Here is a 17,086-nt window from a genome sequence, read left to right as displayed (position 1 = left end):
TTTCCTCAGGCGCGGCCCAGTGCCGCCGGGATGGGGCTCGTCCATGCGTCGCGGGCCTCGTCGAGGGCGATGCTGAAGCGGCCGACGAACTCGAGCTGGTCGTCGGTCACCTCGCCGAGGCGGGTCACCGGCACGCCGTGCTCGGCGCACAGCGCCTCGAATCGGGCCACGTCGGCGCCGGAGAGCGACACGATCGCGCGGGCGGCGGACTCGCTGAAGAGCGCGACGGTGGGGTCGTCGCCCGGCAGCGTGACCGCGAAGCCGACGTCGCCCCGGAACGCGGACTCGGCCAGCGCGACCGCCAGGCCGCCCTCGGACAGGTCGTGCGCGGAGCTGAGCAGCCGCTCCTTCGCCGCGGTGGCGAAGACGCGGGCGAGCGCCTTCTCCGCGTCGAGGCGGACCTTGGGCGGCATGCCGCCGAGGTGGCCGTCGTGGAGTTCGGCCTCCCAGATCGAGCCTGAGAGCTCCTCGTCGGTCTCCCCGAGCAGGAGGATAGCGTCGCCGGGGTGCTGGAACGCGGACTTGATGCGGGTGGTGACGTCGTCGATCACGCCGAGCACGCCGATGGTGGGCGTGGGCAGGATCGGGGTGGCGCCGGTCTGGTTGTAGAGCGAGACGTTGCCGCCGGTCACCGGGGTGCCGAGCTCGCGGCAGGCGTCCACGAGGCCCAGGACGGACTCCGCGAACTGCCACATGACCTCGGGGTCCTCGGGCGAGCCGTAGTTGAGGCAGTCGGTGATGGCGACGGGTTCCGCGCCGGTCACGGCGACGTTGCGGTACGCCTCCGCCAGCGACTGCTGGGCGCCGAGGTACGGGTTGAGGAACGTGAAGCGCGAGTTCGCGTCCATCGACAGCGCCACGCCGAGGTTAGTCTCCTCGTCGATGCGGATCATGCCGGAGTTGTCCGGCTGGGAGAGGATCGTGTTGCCGCGCACGTAGCGGTCGTACTGCTGCGTGACCCACGTCTTGTCGGCGACGTTGCCGTTGCCGAGCACGCGGACGAACGACTGCTTGAGCCCGTCTGCGGAGTTGTCGCGCGGGAGGTCCTCGGCGCGGTTGGCGTTGACGGCGTCGAGCCACCCGGGGCGGTGGTAGGGCCGCTCGTAGACGGGGCCCTCGTGGGCGACGGTCTTGGGGTCGACGTCGACGATGGTCTCGCCGTGCCAGTCGATGATCAGGCGGTCGCCCTCGATGACCTCGCCGATGACGGTGGCCTGGACGTCCCACTTGGCGCAGATCTCCATGAACCGTTCGACGTTGGCGGGCTCGACGACGGCCATCATGCGTTCCTGCGACTCGCTCATCAGGATCTCCTCCGGCTGCAGCGAAGGGTCGCGCAGCGGGACGACGTCGAGGTCGACGTGCATGCCGCCGTCGCCGGCGGAGGCGAGCTCGGAGGTGCCGCAGGAGATGCCGGCGGCGCCGAGGTCCTGGATGCCCGAGATGATCCCCGCGGCGAACAGCTCGAGCGTGCACTCGATGAGGAGCTTCTCCATGAACGGGTCGCCCACCTGGACGCTGGGTCGCTTGGCCGGGCCGTCCTCGTCGAACGACTCCGAGGCGAGGATCGAGGCGCCGCCGATGCCGTCGCCGCCGGTGGCCGCGCCGAAGAGGATCACCTGGTTGCCGACGCCGGACGCGAACGCAAGGTGGAGGTCCTCGTGGCGGAGGACGCCGATCGAGAGCGCGTTGACCAGGGGGTTGTCGAGGTAGGTGTCGTGGAACTGCACCTCGCCGCCGATGTTCGGCAGGCCGAGGCAGTTGCCGTAGCCGCCCACGCCGGAGACGACCCCGGGCAGCACGCGGTGGGTGTCGTCGGCGTCCAGCGGGCCGAAGCGCAGCGAGTCCATGACCGCGATCGGGCGGGCGCCCATCGCGAGGATGTCGCGGACGATGCCGCCGACGCCCGTGGCCGCGCCCTGGTAGGGCTCGACGTAGCTGGGGTGGTTGTGGGACTCGGCCTTGAAGGTGACGGCGTAGCCCTGGCCGATGTCGACGACGCCGGCCTGCTCACCGATGCCCGCCAGCAGCGGGCCCCGGGGCGTGTCCTGGCTCAACTCGCCGAACTTCCGCAGGTGCACCTTGGAGGACTTGTAGGAGCAGTGCTCGGACCACATGACGGAGTACATCGCCAGTTCCGCGGAGGTGGGTCGGCGGCCGAGGATCTCCCGGATCTGGGCGTACTCGTCGTCCTTCACGCCGAGGGCAGCGTAGGGCTGCTCGACGTCGGGCGTGCGGAAAGCGTTCGAAACCGTGTCTACCACGGGCCCTAATCTATCCCGTCCGCGCATGCTGCGCGCCCCGCCCGCGTGGGCTGGGATGTCGGTAGCGTTCGTCGCGTGAAACTTTCCATCGCCGCCGCCCGCCGCATCGCCATCGCGGCGCAGGGCTTGGACCGCTCCAGGCCGACGCGCGTGACGATGCGCCACCTGATGGGGATGTACGAGCGCATCGGGCTCACGCAGATCGACTCGGTCAACGTGCTCGCCCGGGCGCACCTGCTGCCGGCGTTCTCCCGCCTCGGCGACTACGACGTCGATCTCTACCGCAGGGCCGCGCACGGCACTCCCCCGCGGCTGATCGAGTACTGGGCCCACGAGGCGGCGTACGTCACCCCGTCGACCTGGCACTGGCTGCGGCCGCGGATGGAGCGCTACCGCACCGGCGGACACTGGTCCGTGTTCCTGCACGAGCACGACGACGTCGTGCGGCACGTGCGCGACCTCATCGCCGAGCGCGGGCCGACCACGGCTCGCGAGATGCACGAGATCCTCGGTCACGAGCGGGGGCCCCGCCAGAACTGGGGCTGGAACTGGACGGTGGCCAAGCGCGCGCTCGAGACGTCGTTCGCGACGGGCGGGCTCGTCGTCGCCGAGCGCAACGCGCAGTTCGAACGCCGCTACGACCTCCCGGAGCGGGTCCTCGGGCCGCTCGGCCCTGCGCCGTCGAAGGAGGAGGCGGCGGTGGAGCTGGTGCGGATCGCCGCCCGCGCGCTCGGTGTCGCGAGCCCCCGTTGCCTGCGCGACTACTTCCGCATGCCCACGGCCTCCACGAAGATGGCGATCGACGCGCTCGTCGCGGCCGGCGAACTCGAGGAGGTGTCCGTCGACGGCTTCGCCGACGTGGCCTACCTCCACACGGCCGCTGCCCGTCCGAGGAAGGTGCGGGCCCGGGCGTTGCTCGCCCCGTTCGACCCCATGGTCTTCGAGCGCACCCGCCTCGAGGGGCTGTTCGGCATGCGCTACCGGATCGGCATCTACACTCCCGCTGCGCAGCGGCAGCACGGCTACTACGTGCTGCCCTTCCTGCTCGGCGAGAGGATGGCGGCGCGGGTCGACCTCAAGGCGGACCGCATCGGCGGCGTGCTGCAGGTGCGGACGGCGTTCGCCGAGCCGGACGCTCCCGCCGAGACCGTGACGGAGCTCGCGGAGGAGCTCGCGACGATGGCCGCGTGGCTCGGGCTGGGGACCGTCCGCCCGGACGACGACGCCCGCGGCGACCTCGTGCCGGCGCTCGCGGAGCTCCTCTGAGGCGGGGTCAGTCGACGGGCTGGAAGGCCCCGGAGATGCGGACGAACCGGTCGTCGATGTGGGGGCGGGTGAGTTCGTGGATGCGGTCCACCACCTCCTCGGAGGCGACCATCACCTGGACGTCGAAGAAGCCGTCGATGCCTCCCCCGCCGCCGGAGACCAGCTCGCCGCGCAGCGACTCGTCGGTGAACACGGCGTCGGTCGCGGCCTCGCGCGCGGCGAAGGTGGGGAGTTCCTGCTCGGCGACGCAGAGGTCGCCCTGCCAGACCTCGCGCAGCTTCGCGTGCGCGCCCTCTGGGTCCTCGTTCACGATGACGTTGTAGAAGTCCCGGCCGTCGGAGACGTAGGAGTTGACGTAGCCGGGCAACGACAGCATCACCTCGTGCAGCTGGAGCTCGTCGTTGGTGCCCCTACCCGACGCGCCGCGGGTCGGGTCCTCGCAGAGCGCGGGGAACTCGACGGTGGGCACCTCCTCGGGCTCGGCCAGCCCGTCGGGTCGGTCGAGGCTGGGGGGCCGCGTGAGGGTGAAGGCCGCGCGTGCCTCGTCGAAGCGGCCGACGATCCACACGCCCTCGGCCCAGCGCACGTCGCCGCTGGTCTGCGGGTCGAGCGCGGGCCAGTCGATGTCGCCGACCACCGAGGGGCCTCCGCAGGAGGGCGGCAGGGACTCTCCCCAGGCGAGGCAGAACTCCACGTGGCCGGGCGGGTCCTCGAACAGCATGACCTGGGCGGCGAGTTCCTGACCGCCGGTCGGGCCCGCGGGCACCGTCTCGCGTGGCCGGATCAGGGTCATGGAACCGACGAGCGCTGCGACGGCCAGCACCGCCAAGAGTGCGGCGACACCGCCGCGGACCAGGTCACGCGATCGCATGGTTCAACTCCTCGTCGAGCGTGGTTCCAGTCTGGCACGCCCCCGCCCGGCTGGGAAGAAGTGACCGCGCGGGTCAGGTGAACTTGGGCCGGCGGGACCAGAAGAAGCAGTAGACGCCGTACGCGGCGAGGCCGATCGCGACGGCGGCGAGGAGCCACGGCCCGAACGGCATCTCCTTCAGCTTCTGGAGGGCTTGGTCTAGCCCGCCGGCCTCCTCGGGATCGAGGGCGAGCCCGGCGGCGATGAAGAGGGAGCCGACGATTCCCACCGCGACGCCCTTGGCGCTCAGTCCGATCCGGGCCACCCACTTCTTGCGGCCGTGCAGCGGGCGGGAGAGGTCGTCGTTGTACTTGTCCCGGACGCCCTTGACGATCTGGTAGATCCCGTAGCCGACGATGCCGAGCCCCACCAGCGCGACGATGGCGCCGCCGAAGGGCAGCGCCAGCAGCCGAGCGGTCATCGACTCCTCGCCGCCGCCCTGCTGCTGCCCGGAGCCCAGGGCGATGCGGAGCGCCTGGTAACCGAGGAAGCCGTAGAGGATCGTGCGCAGGCCCGAGCTGATCCGCTTGCCGACGCGCTTGGCGCCGTCGAACTCGCGGTGCCCGATGAACGCGGTGATCGCCTGCCAGAGCGCGATCACGAAGAGGCCCACGGCCACGGCACCCAGGATCCACGGGCCGAGCGGATTCTGTGCGAGCGTGCGGAGGGCGCCGCCCTGCGACGCCTCTTCACCGCCGCCGCTGCCCATCGCGACGCGGATGGCCAGCACGCCCACCAGGAAGTGCACCACCCCGAAGGCCACGAGGCCGCCACGGACGAGGAAGCGGTACGCCCCCGAGTCCTGGACCGAATCGGCCGCATCCTTCGCATCATCCACCGGTGAATTCATGCGCTGAGCCTAGTGACTCGCGGGTACCGCCGACAGGACTCCTGCGGATTCGTCGGAGAAGGGTCTTCCATTCTGAGAAATCTTCAATAAGAATGACCCCCCTTGGGACTTAAATAGCCCCCAACTCCGGCCAAGGACGGCCGGACACCCACGCAAGCGAGTAGGAGCCCCCTCTATGCACTCCCCCACAACGCGCCTGCGCCTACGGGCCATGGGCGCAGGCCTGGCGGCGGCCGCGCTGGTCGCCACGACGGGTCTGGCCGCGGTAGCGGATGACCCGGACATCAAGGACCTGGGCAGCGCCGCCGACTACGGACAGGCCGTCGAGGTCCCGTCGATCGAAGAGCAGCTGGCGCACTACAAGGACGCCGTCGTGCCGGGCCGCTGGCTCGTCGGCCTCTCGATCTCCCCGGGCAAGCTGGTCAGCGCCGCCAAGGCCGAGGGCGTCGACGTGCGTGTCGTCGCCAGCTTCGACAAGGCCTGGAACGGTGCGAGCGTCGCCGTCGACGACTCCCAGATCCACACCGTCTCCCGCCTCGCCGGCGTCACCGGCGTCTACCCCGTGCTGGAGGTGACGCAGCCGGTCCTCGACGAGGAGACCACGCCCGCCGTCGAATACGCGAAGCAGCTCACCGGTGCCGAGTACGCCAACAACGAACTGGGCTTCACGGGCGAGGGCATCAAGGTCGGCATCATCGACTCCGGCATCGACTACAACCACCCCGACTTCGGCGGATCCGGCACGAACGACCAGACCAAGGACTTCCCCGGTGACCGCGTCGTCTGGGGCTACGACTTCGTCGGCGACGCCTATGACGCCAGCTCCGACGACGCCGCCGTCGCCACCCCGAAGCCGGACCAGTGGCCGGACGACTGCGGCGGCCACGGCACCCACGTCGCCGGCATCGTCGGCGCCAACGGCGAGATCCAGGGCGTCGCGCCCGACGTGCAGTTCGGGTCCTACCGGGTCTTCGGCTGCGACGGCAGCTCGAGCTCGGACATCATCGTCGCCGCAATGGACCGTGCCAAGGCCGACGGCATGGACATCGTCAACATGAGCCTCGGCGCCTCGTACGCCACCTGGCCGAGCTACCCGACCGCGGTCGCGGCCGACAACCTCGTCGAGGACGGCGTGGTGGTCGTCGTTTCGCAGGGCAACTCGGGCACGGGCGGCATATTCTCCGGCGGCGCGCCGTCGGTGGCGCACAACGTGATCTCCGTCGGCTCCGTGGACAACAGCCAGTTCATGGCCCACTACATCGCCACCGCGGGCGGCCTCGAACTGCCGTACTTCGGGGCGACGGGCGCCCCCGACTTCGAGCCGGGCGCGAGCTTCGAGATCATGGCTGCCAACCCGATCCTCGGCTGCTCCACGGCTCCGCCCGCCCCGGCTGCGGAGGAGGGCTTGGCGCTCCTCGTCTCACGCGGCACCTGCAGCTTCCACGAGAAGGCGGTCAACGCGCAGGCGGCCGGCTACGACGCGCTCCTGATCGCCAACAACACGACGGGCGTCATCAACGCCACGGTCGAGGGCGCCACGCCGATCACCATCCCGGTGGCCACGACGCTCAAGACCGACGGCGACGCGCTGCTCGCCGAGATCAACGCGAACGGCTCGACGACGATCACCTTCTCGGAGGACCAGAAGCGCTTCGACAACCCCACCGGCGGCTACCAGTCCGACTTCAGCTCCTACGGCCTCGCCGCGGACCTGACGCTGAAGCCCGACGTGTCCGCTCCCGGCGGTTCGATCTACTCCACCTACCCGCTCGAGGAGGGTGGCTACGCCAGCCTCGGCGGCACGTCGATGGCGGCCCCGCACGTCGCCGGCGCTGCGGCCCTGCTGCTCGAGGCGAAGCCGGATCTCGATCCGTTCGAGGTGCGAACCGCGCTCACCAACACCGCGGACCCGTTCGAGTGGGGCCTCGCGGCCGGGGCTGGCTACATCGAGCCGGTCCACCGTCAGGGCGGCGGCATGATCGACATCCCGCAGGCGATCACGACCGCGGTCACGGTCGAGGACTCGAAGATCTCTCTCGGTGAGGGAGAGGCCGGGCCGATCAGCACCACGCTGACCGTCACCAACGACAGCGACGAGGAGAAGACCTTCACCCTCGGTGCAGAGCACGGCATCGCCACCTACAACAAGATCAACAGCGCCGGTACCCCGGTCATGCAGTTCGCCATCGCCAATGCGGACGTGGTGTTCTCCGGCGACACGGTCACGGTGCCTGCACGCAGCACGGCAACTGTCACCGTGACGATCGGTGAGGACTTCGGGATGGACGGCATCATCTACGGCGGCTGGATCACGCTGACCTCAGAGACCGAGGATTTCGTGGTGCCCTTCGCCGGTCTCTCGGGCGATTACCAGGCGCTAGAGACCCTCACGATGGCCTACACGACCTACGTCGATGAAGACGGCGTGCTGCAGATCGCCGAGCCGTTCCACGAGTACTCGATGGTGGATGGGGACTACCCGTACATCTACTTCAACCTCGCGTACCCGGTCTCGGGCCTGTACTTCGACATCTACCGGGCGAACGAGGACGGGACGAAGGGCGAGAAGGTGCACGAGAACTTCATCAACTACGTCACCTACCTCGACCAGGGTCGCTTCGCCGCCGCCGCGACGCTGGCCTGGGACGGCACGTACCAGGGCAACGCGGGCCGCAACGGCAAGGTCCGCCGCGTCGAGAACGGGGACTACATCCTCGAGGTGCGGATCCTGAAGGCGCTGGGCGATCCCAACAACCCCGACCACTGGGAGAGCTGGGATTCAACGCCGATCACCATCGCCTACGGCGAGGGTGCGGACACCTCCGCGGGCAACGGCCCCCAGCCCGGCCGAGGGGGTGGCAGCAAGCGCCCCTGACCGGCTGATCAAATGACGAGTGCCCCCGACCGGAGCGGTCGGGGGCACTTTCGTTTGGTTCGCGAGACCCTAGACGCGGGCCGAGACGAAGCTGATGACCGACTCGAAGAAGCGCCGACCGTCGAGCGAGCTGCTGGTGTACTCCTCGACGTTGTGCTCGGGGTGCGGCATGAGACCAACGACGTTGCCGCGCTCGTTGGTGATGCCGGCGATGTCGTTGGCGGACCCGTTGGGGTTGCCGATGTAGCGGAAGACGACCTGGTCGTTGTCCTCGAGCCGCTTCAGCGTCTCGGGGCTGGCCTGGAAGTTGCCCTCGCCGTTCTTCAGGGCGATGGTGATCTCCTGGCCGCGCTCGAACTCGCAGGTCCAGACGGTGTCCTTGGTCTCGACGCGCAGCCGCTGGTCGACGCAGACGAACTGCTGGCCGGCGTTGCGGATCATGGCCCCGTCGAGCAGGTGCGCCTCGCAGAGGAGCTGGAATCCGTTGCAGATGCCGAGGACGGGCATGCCCTTGTTGGCCGCGTCGATGACGGTCCCCATCACGGGGCTGAAGCGGGCGATGGCGCCGCAGCGGAGGTAGTCGCCGTAGGAGAAGCCGCCGGGCAGGATGATCGCGTCGACGTCGTCGATGGAGTCGGAGCCGTGCCACAGCGGCACCGCCTCCGCCCCGCTCAGGCGGACGGCGCGCAGCGCGTCGTGGTCGTCGAGCGACCCCGGGAACGTGACGACGCCGATCTTCATTCGGCCACCACCTCGAAGGACTCGATCACGGTGTTGGCGAGGAGCTTCTCCGCGGCGTCGCGGATCTCGGCGAGCACCTCGTCGGTGACCTCGCCGTCGACCTCGATCTCGAATCGCTTGCCCTGCCGCACGGACAGGCCGTGGAACCCGAGACGCTGCAGGGCACCGGTGACCGCCTTGCCCTGGGGATCGAGGATCTCGGGCTTCGGCATGACGTTGACAACGACGCGTGACATAGCGCAAACCCTACCGCGAATGTCGCCTTTCGGCCGCCCCGCAGGGTGCTCGTGGGCGGCCAGTTGCCACGCGCGTGGCCCGGCCACTCCGGTGGGAGGTTCTGCACCAACCTTGGTGCAATGCCTCCCACCGGAGGCCACGGGTCAGTCGAAGAGCGCCGCCACCAGGGGCTGGCGGGCGATGTAGCCGTCGAGCAGCTTGTGGCCGAGGACCGGGGAGTCCACCAGCGGGTGGGTCGCGAAACCCTCCCAGGCCTTGCCCTTGTCGCGGGTGATGGCCGCCTCGAGGATGCAGCGCTCGGCGGCGCGCAGGCGTGCCATGCGGCCGAGCTGGTCGAGCGTCGGCGGCGCGACCTCCTGCGGGTGGACCCCGTTTCCGTCGACGACGCAGCCCACCTCGAGCACGAGGTCGTCCGGCAGCTCGTCGACGATGCGGCCTCCGTCGCGGCTGTTGCCGACGTTGAGGATCATCCGCTCCGACGTGTCGCCCGCGATCGCGGTCATCAGGCGGAGCGCGACCTCTTGGTAGCCGCCGCCGGCCACGTCGGCCTCGCGGCGCTCGTCGTCACGCGACTCGGCCATGTACGTCGCCTCGCGCATGTGCAGCGCGTCCTGCCACGTCTTCAGCGGGGAGGTGCAGCACTCGTCGGCCACGTCGCGGTAGAACTTGCCCTGCTGCTCGACGAGGAACTCGCCGCGGGTGCGGCCCGCCTCGAGGATCCGACCGATCGCCGAGTCGGTGTGCAGGTAGTAGTAGAGGTACTCGTTGGGCAGCGCCCCGGCCTGGCGGACGTAGTCGAAGCCGATGAGCCGCGCCTCCTCGATCTCGCCGAGCATCTCGTCGGAGGCCAGCAGCTCGGGGAGCCGGTCCACCCCGTCGACGCGGGCGGCACGCAGCCAGCCCATGTGGTTGAGGCCGAGGTAGTCGTAGTCGAGCCGGTCGAGGTCGACGCCGAGGGTGCGGCCGACCCGTCGGACCAGTCCGATGGGGGTGTCGCAGATACCGATGACACGTGGGCCGAGCACTTGGCGCATGCCCTCGGTGACGATGCCGGCGGGGTTGGTGAAGTTGATGACCCAGGCGTCGGGCGAGGCCTGCGCGATGGTGCGGGCGATCTCCTGCATCACGGGGATGGTGCGCAGCGCGTACGCGAGGCCGCCGGGGCCGATGGTCTCCTGCCCGAGCACGCCGAGGTCGAGGGCGACCCGCTCGTCGATGGTGCGCGACTCCGCGCCGCCCACACGGATCGCGGAGAACACGAAGTCGACGCCCGTCACCGCTTCCGTGAGGTCGGTCGTCGCGGTGACTTTCGTAGCGTCCGGACCCAGCTGCTCTGCCATCTCCGCCATGACCCGGCGCATGGAGTCCAGCCGCTGGCTGTCGAGGTCGTAGAGGATCACCTCGTCGACCCGCAGCCCCGTCACGGACTTCGCCACCGCCTCGTACACGAGCGGGGTACGGAAACCACCGCCGCCCAGAATCGCCAGCCTCATGCCACCAATACCTCCACTTCCGCCCCTTCGGGGAGTTGCAAGTTCGTAGGCGCCTGATCCGTGATCAGGGCGTTGAAGTCGTTGAGGTCGCTCACGCGCAGGAAGCCCTCGCCGGGGAACTTCTTCGAGTCCGCCAACAGGTAGGCGCGTTTCGCCGACGCCAGGATCTGGCGCTTGACCGGCACCTCGCTGGGGGTGGTGTCCATGACCATCCCCTCCCCCGTCACGCCGGCGGTGCCGAGGAATGCCTTGTCGAAGCGCATCTGCCGCAGCATCAGCTCGGCCATGTGCCCCACCATCGACCGGTAGCTGGGGCGCAGGATGCCGCCGACGACGATGAGGTCGATGCTCGGCGACGACTGCAGCGCCTCGATGACCGGCAGCGAGGCGGTGACGACGGTGAGCGTCCGGTCCACCAGGAACGGGCACATGAGCGAGACCGTCGTGCCGCTGTCCAGCGCGATCACGTCGCCGTCCTCGACGAACGCCGCGGCCCGCTTGGCGATGGCGCGCTTCGCCGCCGACGACGAGTCCGCCGCCACCTCGGCGAAGCTCTTGAGGTCCGGCTCGGGGCGGACGGTGCCCTTCACGTCGCCGGCCCCTCCGCGGAGCCGGCGGATCTGGCCCTGCTGCGCGAGCGCGTCGAGGTCGCGACGGATCGTCGCCTCGGACACGTCGTAGAGCCCGCAGAGTTCGGCGACCGTCACGAATCCGCGCTGGCGTACGAGCGCGAGGATCCTGAGTTGGCGGTCTTCCGAAAGCATGGCGTCAAACTATCAAGAAAATCCTTCAAAAGCAGTCAACATCATGAAAAAGGTGGCATAGACGCGCATTTGGTGACATGATGTTGCCAAGTTTCAGAGTCGAGAACTTGAGAGGGTCCCCGCCATGCGACGTCGCAGACTAGTCATCCCGGCACTTGCCGCCACCACCATCCTCGCCCTGGCCGCCTGCGCGCCGGGGTCCGATCCCGACGAGCCCGCCGGCAGCGAGACGGGCGGCGGCTCCGAGCCCGCCGAGGTCAACACCGACATCGCCGGCCTCGGCGACATCACCCTCACCGTCTGGGACCAGGAGGTGCGCAGCTCCCAGGATCCAGCCCTCCAGGCACTCAACGAGGCGTTCATGGAGAAGTACCCGAACGTCACGATCGAACGCGTCAGCCAGTCCAACGATGACCTGCAGTCCCAGATCGCCCTCGCACTGTCGGGCAACGACGTCCCGGATGTCATCCAGGTCAACAACGCTCGCGCCGACATGGGGGCGTACGTGACGGCCGGCCAGCTGGTCAACCTCGAGCCCTACGCCGAGGCGTACGGCTGGGCGGACCGCTACAGCGAGTCCGTGCTCAGCTACTCGCGCTACTCCGAGGACGGCAAGACGTTCGGCGAGGGCAACCTGTACGGCCTGCCGCAGACCGGTGAGGTCGTCGGCATCTTCTACAACAAGGCCAAGTTGGAGGAGCTCGGGCTCGAGGTCCCGCAGACCTGGGACGACTACTTCGCCGCCCTCGACGCTGCGAAGGCTGCCGGCGAGCAGCCGATGGTCCTCGGCAACATCGACCAGTGGCCGGCCTTCCACGTGTTCGGACCGCTCCAGGCGAACTACGTCCCCGTGGACGAGATCGCCGCGCTCGGCCTCGGCAACGAGGGCGCCAGCTGGACCTCCGACGGCAACGTGCAGGCGCTCGAGCAGTTCGGCACATGGGGCACCGAGGGCTACTTCGGCTCCTCCCCCAACGGCACCGACTACGACCTCGCCTGGGCGGACTTCGCCAAGGGCACGGGCGTGTTCCTGCCCGCCGGCAACTGGCTCGCGGGTGACCTCGAGTCGCTGATGGGCGAGGACGTCGGCTTCATGGCGCCACCTCCGGGCACTGACGGCACCCTTGCCACCACCGGCGCCACGGGCATCCCGTTCGGTATCCCCGCCGCCTCGGAGAACGTCGACGCGGCTGCCGCGTACATCGACTTCATCACCACCGACGAGGCGATGGCCATGATCGCGGAGAACGGCGGCATGCCGGTCAACAACACCGCGGACAACGCCCCCGAGGCGGGCCTCCAGAAGGACGTCTTCGAGGCCTTCGACGCGGTCTCCACCGAGGGCACCCTGCTGCCCTACCTCGACTGGGCGACCCCCTCGTTCGCGGACACCGCGGGCCAGGGCTTCCAGGAGCTGCTGGGCGGCCAGAAGTCTGCGGCCGACGTGGCGCAGGCCTTCGAGGACGACTACCAGGCGTTCATCGGTGGCTAGGAGGAACGCCAAGGAGAGGCCATCGGCGGTGGTGCGGAATCGCACCACCCCGTACCTCTACCTCCTCCCGGCGTTCCTCGTTTACGGCTTGTTCCTCCTGTACCCGGTCGCTCGGACGGCGCAGTTCTCGCTGTTCGACTGGCCGGGGTTCGGGCCGTCGACATTCGTCGGGTTCGAGAACTATGCGGATCTGCTCGAGGACGGCAGATTCATCACGGCCATCGGGAACGCGCTGTACCTGATCCTGTTCTACTCCGTGCTGCCGCTGCTGGTGGGGCTGGTCCTCGCTGCGACCCTCCGTCGCGGCCAGGTGCGGGGCATGGGCATCTACCGGGTCCTGATCTTCCTGCCGCAGGTGATCGCGCTGGTCGTCGTCGCCGTGGCGTGGCGACAGATCTACACGCCCAACGGCACGCTGAACCAACTGCTCGGCCTGGTCGGGATCGAGACGGACACCGGCTGGCTGGGTGTGCCCGAACTGGCGCTGTCCGCCGTCGGCATCATCGGCTTCTGGCTCGAGACCGGCCTCGTGATGCTGCTGCTGCTCGCCGGCATGAACCGCATCCCCAACGACCTCTACGAGGCCACACGTCTCGACGGGGCGGGCCCGATCAGCGAGTTCTTCGCGGTGACGCTGCCCTCGGTCAGGGGCGAGATAGTGACCTCCATGGTGTTGACGATCATCGCCGCACTCAAGACGTTCGACCTGGTCTACATGACCACCTCCGGCGGCCCGGGCACCGCGACCACGGTCCCCAGCTACGAGGTCTACAACCGCGCCTTCCAGCTCAAGGAGGTCGGCTCCGCGTCGGCCGTCGCGATCGTGCTTACGGTGCTGGTCTTCGTGATCAACATCTTCGTGACCCGGATCGGTGAGGAAAGGAAGGTGACCCGATGAGGGTCTCTGCAGGCGAGAAGGCGCTCAACTACGTCGTCCTGACGCTGTTCTCCCTCTTCGCGCTCTTCCCCGTGATCACGATCGTGGTGACCGCGCTCGGCCCGCAGCTCGGTGTCGCCGAGTCGGGCCCGCACTGGGGCAACATCGTGGACGCCTGGAACCAGGGTTCCTTCGGGCCCGCGTTGCTGCGCTCGCTGCTGGTGGCGCTGCTGGTGGTGCCGGTGGCGCTGGTGCTGTCGATCCTCGCCGGCTACGCGTTCGGCACGATGCGGTTCCGCGGCTCCACGTTCCTGTTCTACGTGTTCCTGTTCGGCATGATGGTGCCGGCGGAGGCGATCATCATCCCGCTGTTCTACGACATGCGCGCGCTGGGCCTGACCGACACCATCTGGGCCATCGCGTTGCCGCAGATCGCGCAGTCGATCGCGTTCGGCACGTTCTGGATGCGGGCGCAGTTCCGCGCGATGCCCCCGAACCTCGTCGAGGCGGCCGCCATCGACGGCACCAGCGGCCTCACCACCCTGTGGAGGATCATGGTGCCCCCGGCGATCCCGTCGATCGCGACGGTGACGGTGCTCATGTTCATGTGGACGTGGAACGAGTTCCTGATCCCGCTCGTCATGTCGCCGGGAGCCACCTGGCGCACCGCGCCCCTCGGGCTGTCCGTCTTCAAGGGCCAGTACACCGCCGACGGCGCGCTCATCGCCGCCGCGGGCCTCATCGTCGCGGCGCCGATCGTCGCGGTCTTCCTGCTGATGCAGCGGTACTTCATCAGCGGCATGCTGGAAGGAGCAGCGAAGGAATGAAGGAGCACGACCACGACGAGGGCGACGACGTCCGCTGCGAGCGCTGTTGGAGTTGGGACCCCCTCGCCGACCAGCGCAAGCCCGACGACCCGCCGCTCGACGTGCTCACCACCGGCCCGGTGTTCTTCGACATCATCTTCACCGGCCTCTCCCGGCTCGCGCAGCCGGGCGAGGAGCTCTGGGCCAAGGGCATGGGCTCCTGCCCGGGCGGCATCGCCAACCTCGCGACGGCGCTCGCCCGGCTCGGGCTGCGCACCGGCCTGGTCGCGGGCTTCGGCGACGACGCGTACGCCGACTGGATGTGGGAGACGCTGAAGGACCAGGAGCGCATCGACCTCAGCTCCTCGCCCCGCTACAGCAACTTCCACTCCGCCATCACCGTCGCGATGACGGTGGAGGGCGACCGCGCCATGGTCACCCACGGGCACCCGCTGCCCGAGCAGTTGGACCGCTACATCCTCAATGCGCCGGCGGCGCGGGCCGCCGTCGTCGACCTGGCGAGCGACACGTCGTGGTGGCGGACCATCCGCGAACGGGGCACGATCCTGTTCGCCGACATCGGCTTCGACGAGACCGGCAAGTGGGACCCCGCCGATCTCGTGCCGCTGCAGTACTGCCACGCCTTCACCCCCAACTCGGTGGAGGCCATGAGCTACACGCGCACGGAGTCGCCGGCCCGAGCCGTGCGGAAGCTCGCCGACCTCGTGCCGTTCGCGATCGTCACCGACGGCATCGGCGGCTCGTACGCCATCGACCAGACCACCGGCGAGGAGGCCTACTGCCCGTCCGTCGCGGTGGAGGCGGTGGACGCCACCGGCGCCGGCGACGTGTTCGCCTCCGCCGTGCTGCTCGGCACCCTCGCTGGCTGGCCGCTGGAGCACCGGCTCCGATTCGCGTCGCTGAGCTCGTCGCTCGCGGTGCAGCAGTTCGGCGGCTCCCTCGCCGCACCCGGCTGGGGCGACATCTCCGACTGGTGGCGCGACACCCGGACTCGCGCCGAGGGCGGCGACCTGCGCGCCGAGTTCATCCGCAAGGACTACAGCTTCCTGGACCACATCGTGCCGAAGCACCAGGTGCACGGCGTGCGCCGGGCGCAGGGCACGTTCGCCGGGCATTCCGACCTCGGGGCTGACAGCCACCGCCTCGCTGAGGAAGACTGGAGCCTCTGACCCCGGGAGGCTGCGATGCGCGACGAATGGGCCGACGACCCACTGATCAGTGAGCTGCGGGCCCTGCGGGAGACGTCGTGGCGCAACCCGACGACGCGCCCCGCGGCTGACGCCCTGCCGGAGGTGGGGCTCACCGTCACCGACATCGACGAGGCCGCGGCACGACTGAAGCGCTTCGCGCCGTACCTCGCCGAGGTGTTCCCCGAGACCCGTCGCAGCGCCGGGATCCTGGAGTCGCCGCTGGTGGCGATCCCCGACGCGCGGGCCGCGCTGGCTCGTCGCTACGGGCGCGAACTGCCCGGCCAGCTGTGGGCGAAGCTCGACAACCAGCTGCCCATCGCCGGCTCCGTCAAGGCCCGCGGCGGCATCTACGAGGTGCTGCAGCACGCGGAGGCGATCGCACTCGAGGCGGGCCTGCTGCGCGTCGGCGACGACTACCGGCGGCTCGACTCCCCCGAGGCGCGCGAGCTGTTCGGGCGTCACAAGGTGGCGGTGGGTTCCACCGGCAATCTCGCGCTTTCGATCGGCATCATGAGCGCGCGCCTGGGGTTCCGGGCGACGGTGCACATGTCATCCGACGCGCGGGAGTGGAAGAAGGCGAAGCTGCGCGAGCACGGGGTCGAGGTGGTGGAGTACGACTCCGACTTCTCGACGGCGGTCGCGGAGGGGCGCGAGCGGACGGAGTCCGAGCCGAACGCGTACTTCGTCGACGACGAGTCCTCCCGCCACCTGTTTCTCGGCTACGCCGTGGCGGCGAGGCGACTGGCCGGCCAGTTCCAGAACCTCGACATCACGGTCGACGCCGACCACCCCCTGTACGTGTACCTGCCGTGCGGCGTCGGGGGCGGGCCGGGCGGGGTCACGTTCGGGCTGAAGACCATCTTCGGCGACGACGTGCACGCGGTCTTCGCGGAGCCGACGCACGCCCCGTCGATGCTGCTCGGCGTGTACACCGGGCGGCACGACCAGGTCAGCGTGCAGGACTTCGGGCTCGACAACGTCACCGCCGCCGACGGACTCGCCGTGGGCCGGCCGTCCGGATTCGTCGGGAAGGCGATGCAGCACCTGATCGACGGGTTCATCACCGTCGCCGACGAGGAGCTGTACCGGCTCGTCGCCACCATGCACGACGCCGAGGGGCTCCCACTGGAGCCCGCCGCGGTGGCGGGGCTGCCGGGGCCGTGGCGGCCGATCGCCGACGAGCAACTCGCCCCCGGCGCGACCCACCTCGTCTGGCTCACCGGCGGCAGCATGGTGCCGGCCGACGAGGTGGCGGAGTACGTCGAGAAGGGTCGCGCCCTACTGTGAGGTGACCGGCGCG

At 69.5% G+C, this 17,086-nt stretch carries 14 protein-coding genes; 7 read left to right on the top strand and 7 right to left on the bottom strand.

Features of this window, described 5'->3' with window-relative positions; all coding sequences use genetic code 11:
- Positions 1–5: 5 nt before the first annotated feature.
- On the bottom strand, positions 6–2,264 hold the full coding sequence (purL, locus tag BLR46_RS08180) for a phosphoribosylformylglycinamidine synthase subunit PurL (protein ID WP_093250930.1): 2,259 nt from the start codon (positions 2,262–2,264) through the stop codon (positions 6–8).
- A 75-nt stretch (positions 2,265–2,339) separates the two neighbouring features.
- Between purL and BLR46_RS08175 the strand changes: the two genes are divergently transcribed.
- Positions 2,340–3,530: a winged helix-turn-helix domain-containing protein gene (locus tag BLR46_RS08175; protein ID WP_245701602.1), complete on the top strand. Its 1,191-nt coding sequence runs from the start codon at positions 2,340–2,342 to the stop codon at positions 3,528–3,530.
- Positions 3,531–3,537: 7 nt separating this feature from the next.
- Here the strand turns inward: BLR46_RS08175 and BLR46_RS08170 are convergent, their stop codons facing one another.
- Together BLR46_RS08170 and BLR46_RS08165 are read right to left on the bottom strand one after the other, a co-directional pair.
- Positions 3,538–4,401, bottom strand: a complete 864-nt coding sequence (locus tag BLR46_RS08170) for a hypothetical protein (RefSeq protein ID WP_093250928.1) — start codon at positions 4,399–4,401, stop codon at positions 3,538–3,540.
- Positions 4,402–4,474: 73 nt separating this feature from the next.
- Complete coding sequence (locus BLR46_RS08165) at positions 4,475–5,290, bottom strand: DUF1206 domain-containing protein (RefSeq protein ID WP_093250925.1); 816 nt, start codon at positions 5,288–5,290, stop codon at positions 4,475–4,477.
- Positions 5,291–5,465: 175 nt separating this feature from the next.
- Between BLR46_RS08165 and BLR46_RS15520 the strand changes: the two genes are divergently transcribed.
- Positions 5,466–8,165, top strand: coding sequence for a S8 family serine peptidase (locus BLR46_RS15520; RefSeq protein WP_093250923.1), 2,700 nt, complete (start codon positions 5,466–5,468; stop codon positions 8,163–8,165).
- A gap of 69 nt (positions 8,166–8,234) precedes the next feature.
- Here the strand turns inward: BLR46_RS15520 and purQ are convergent, their stop codons facing one another.
- The 4 genes from purQ to BLR46_RS08140 form a co-directional block, all read right to left on the bottom strand.
- A complete protein-coding gene (gene purQ, locus BLR46_RS08155) occupies positions 8,235–8,906 on the bottom strand; it encodes a phosphoribosylformylglycinamidine synthase subunit PurQ (RefSeq protein WP_093250922.1) in 672 nt (223 codons plus the stop codon).
- On the bottom strand, positions 8,903–9,142 hold the full coding sequence (gene purS, locus BLR46_RS08150) for a phosphoribosylformylglycinamidine synthase subunit PurS (RefSeq protein WP_093250920.1): 240 nt from the start codon (positions 9,140–9,142) through the stop codon (positions 8,903–8,905). The genes purQ and purS overlap by 4 nt, the downstream gene beginning before the upstream one ends.
- A gap of 144 nt (positions 9,143–9,286) precedes the next feature.
- Positions 9,287–10,636 (bottom strand): family 4 glycosyl hydrolase, encoded by a 1,350-nt coding sequence (locus BLR46_RS08145; protein WP_093250919.1) that lies wholly within the window; start codon positions 10,634–10,636, stop codon positions 9,287–9,289.
- Complete coding sequence (locus BLR46_RS08140; RefSeq protein WP_093250917.1) at positions 10,633–11,400, bottom strand: DeoR/GlpR family DNA-binding transcription regulator; 768 nt, start codon at positions 11,398–11,400, stop codon at positions 10,633–10,635. Before BLR46_RS08140 ends, BLR46_RS08145 begins: the two co-directional genes overlap by 4 nt.
- 124 nt (positions 11,401–11,524) lie before the next feature.
- Between BLR46_RS08140 and BLR46_RS08135 the strand changes: the two genes are divergently transcribed.
- From BLR46_RS08135 to BLR46_RS08115, 5 genes are read left to right on the top strand one after another with little or no spacing between them, the layout of a single operon-like run.
- The gene (locus BLR46_RS08135) at positions 11,525–12,892 is read left to right on the top strand and encodes an extracellular solute-binding protein (RefSeq protein ID WP_093250916.1); all 1,368 of its coding nucleotides are present in this window, start codon (positions 11,525–11,527) and stop codon (positions 12,890–12,892) included.
- Between the two features lie 28 nt (positions 12,893–12,920).
- Complete coding sequence (locus BLR46_RS08130) at positions 12,921–13,790, top strand: carbohydrate ABC transporter permease (protein WP_093250914.1); 870 nt, start codon at positions 12,921–12,923, stop codon at positions 13,788–13,790.
- The gene (locus BLR46_RS08125) at positions 13,787–14,596 is read left to right on the top strand and encodes a carbohydrate ABC transporter permease (RefSeq protein WP_093250913.1); all 810 of its coding nucleotides are present in this window, start codon (positions 13,787–13,789) and stop codon (positions 14,594–14,596) included. The genes BLR46_RS08130 and BLR46_RS08125 overlap by 4 nt, the downstream gene beginning before the upstream one ends.
- Entirely contained in the window at positions 14,593–15,765 is a 1,173-nt protein-coding gene (locus BLR46_RS08120; RefSeq protein ID WP_093250911.1) for a carbohydrate kinase family protein, read from the top strand. The genes BLR46_RS08125 and BLR46_RS08120 overlap by 4 nt, the downstream gene beginning before the upstream one ends.
- A 15-nt stretch (positions 15,766–15,780) precedes the next feature.
- The gene (locus BLR46_RS08115) at positions 15,781–17,073 is read left to right on the top strand and encodes a D-serine ammonia-lyase (protein WP_093250910.1); all 1,293 of its coding nucleotides are present in this window, start codon (positions 15,781–15,783) and stop codon (positions 17,071–17,073) included.
- The last annotated feature ends 13 nt before the right edge of the window (positions 17,074–17,086 follow it).

The organism is Tessaracoccus oleiagri (assembly GCF_900103275.1).
Classification (GTDB): domain Bacteria; phylum Actinomycetota; class Actinomycetes; order Propionibacteriales; family Propionibacteriaceae; genus Arachnia; species Arachnia oleiagri.
This window is presented reverse-complemented; position numbering and strand designations above follow the sequence as displayed.

Excerpts from the sequence above, each read along its gene's own strand:
- BLR46_RS08170 (WP_093250928.1), bottom strand. The coding sequence starts at position 4,401 with ATGCGATCGCGTGACCTGGTCCGCGGCGGTGTCGCCGCACTCTTGGCG.
- BLR46_RS08165 (WP_093250925.1), bottom strand. The coding sequence starts at position 5,290 with ATGAATTCACCGGTGGATGATGCGAAGGATGCGGCCGATTCGGTCCAG.
- BLR46_RS15520 (WP_093250923.1), top strand. The coding sequence starts at position 5,466 with ATGCACTCCCCCACAACGCGCCTGCGCCTACGGGCCATGGGCGCAGGC.
- purQ (WP_093250922.1), bottom strand. The coding sequence starts at position 8,906 with ATGAAGATCGGCGTCGTCACGTTCCCGGGGTCGCTCGACGACCACGAC.
- purS (WP_093250920.1), bottom strand. The coding sequence starts at position 9,142 with ATGTCACGCGTCGTTGTCAACGTCATGCCGAAGCCCGAGATCCTCGAT.
- BLR46_RS08145 (WP_093250919.1), bottom strand. The coding sequence starts at position 10,636 with ATGAGGCTGGCGATTCTGGGCGGCGGTGGTTTCCGTACCCCGCTCGTG.
- BLR46_RS08140 (WP_093250917.1), bottom strand. The coding sequence starts at position 11,400 with ATGCTTTCGGAAGACCGCCAACTCAGGATCCTCGCGCTCGTACGCCAG.
- BLR46_RS08135 (WP_093250916.1), top strand. The coding sequence starts at position 11,525 with ATGCGACGTCGCAGACTAGTCATCCCGGCACTTGCCGCCACCACCATC.
- BLR46_RS08125 (WP_093250913.1), top strand. The coding sequence starts at position 13,787 with ATGAGGGTCTCTGCAGGCGAGAAGGCGCTCAACTACGTCGTCCTGACG.
- BLR46_RS08120 (WP_093250911.1), top strand. The coding sequence starts at position 14,593 with ATGAAGGAGCACGACCACGACGAGGGCGACGACGTCCGCTGCGAGCGC.
- BLR46_RS08115 (WP_093250910.1), top strand. The coding sequence starts at position 15,781 with ATGCGCGACGAATGGGCCGACGACCCACTGATCAGTGAGCTGCGGGCC.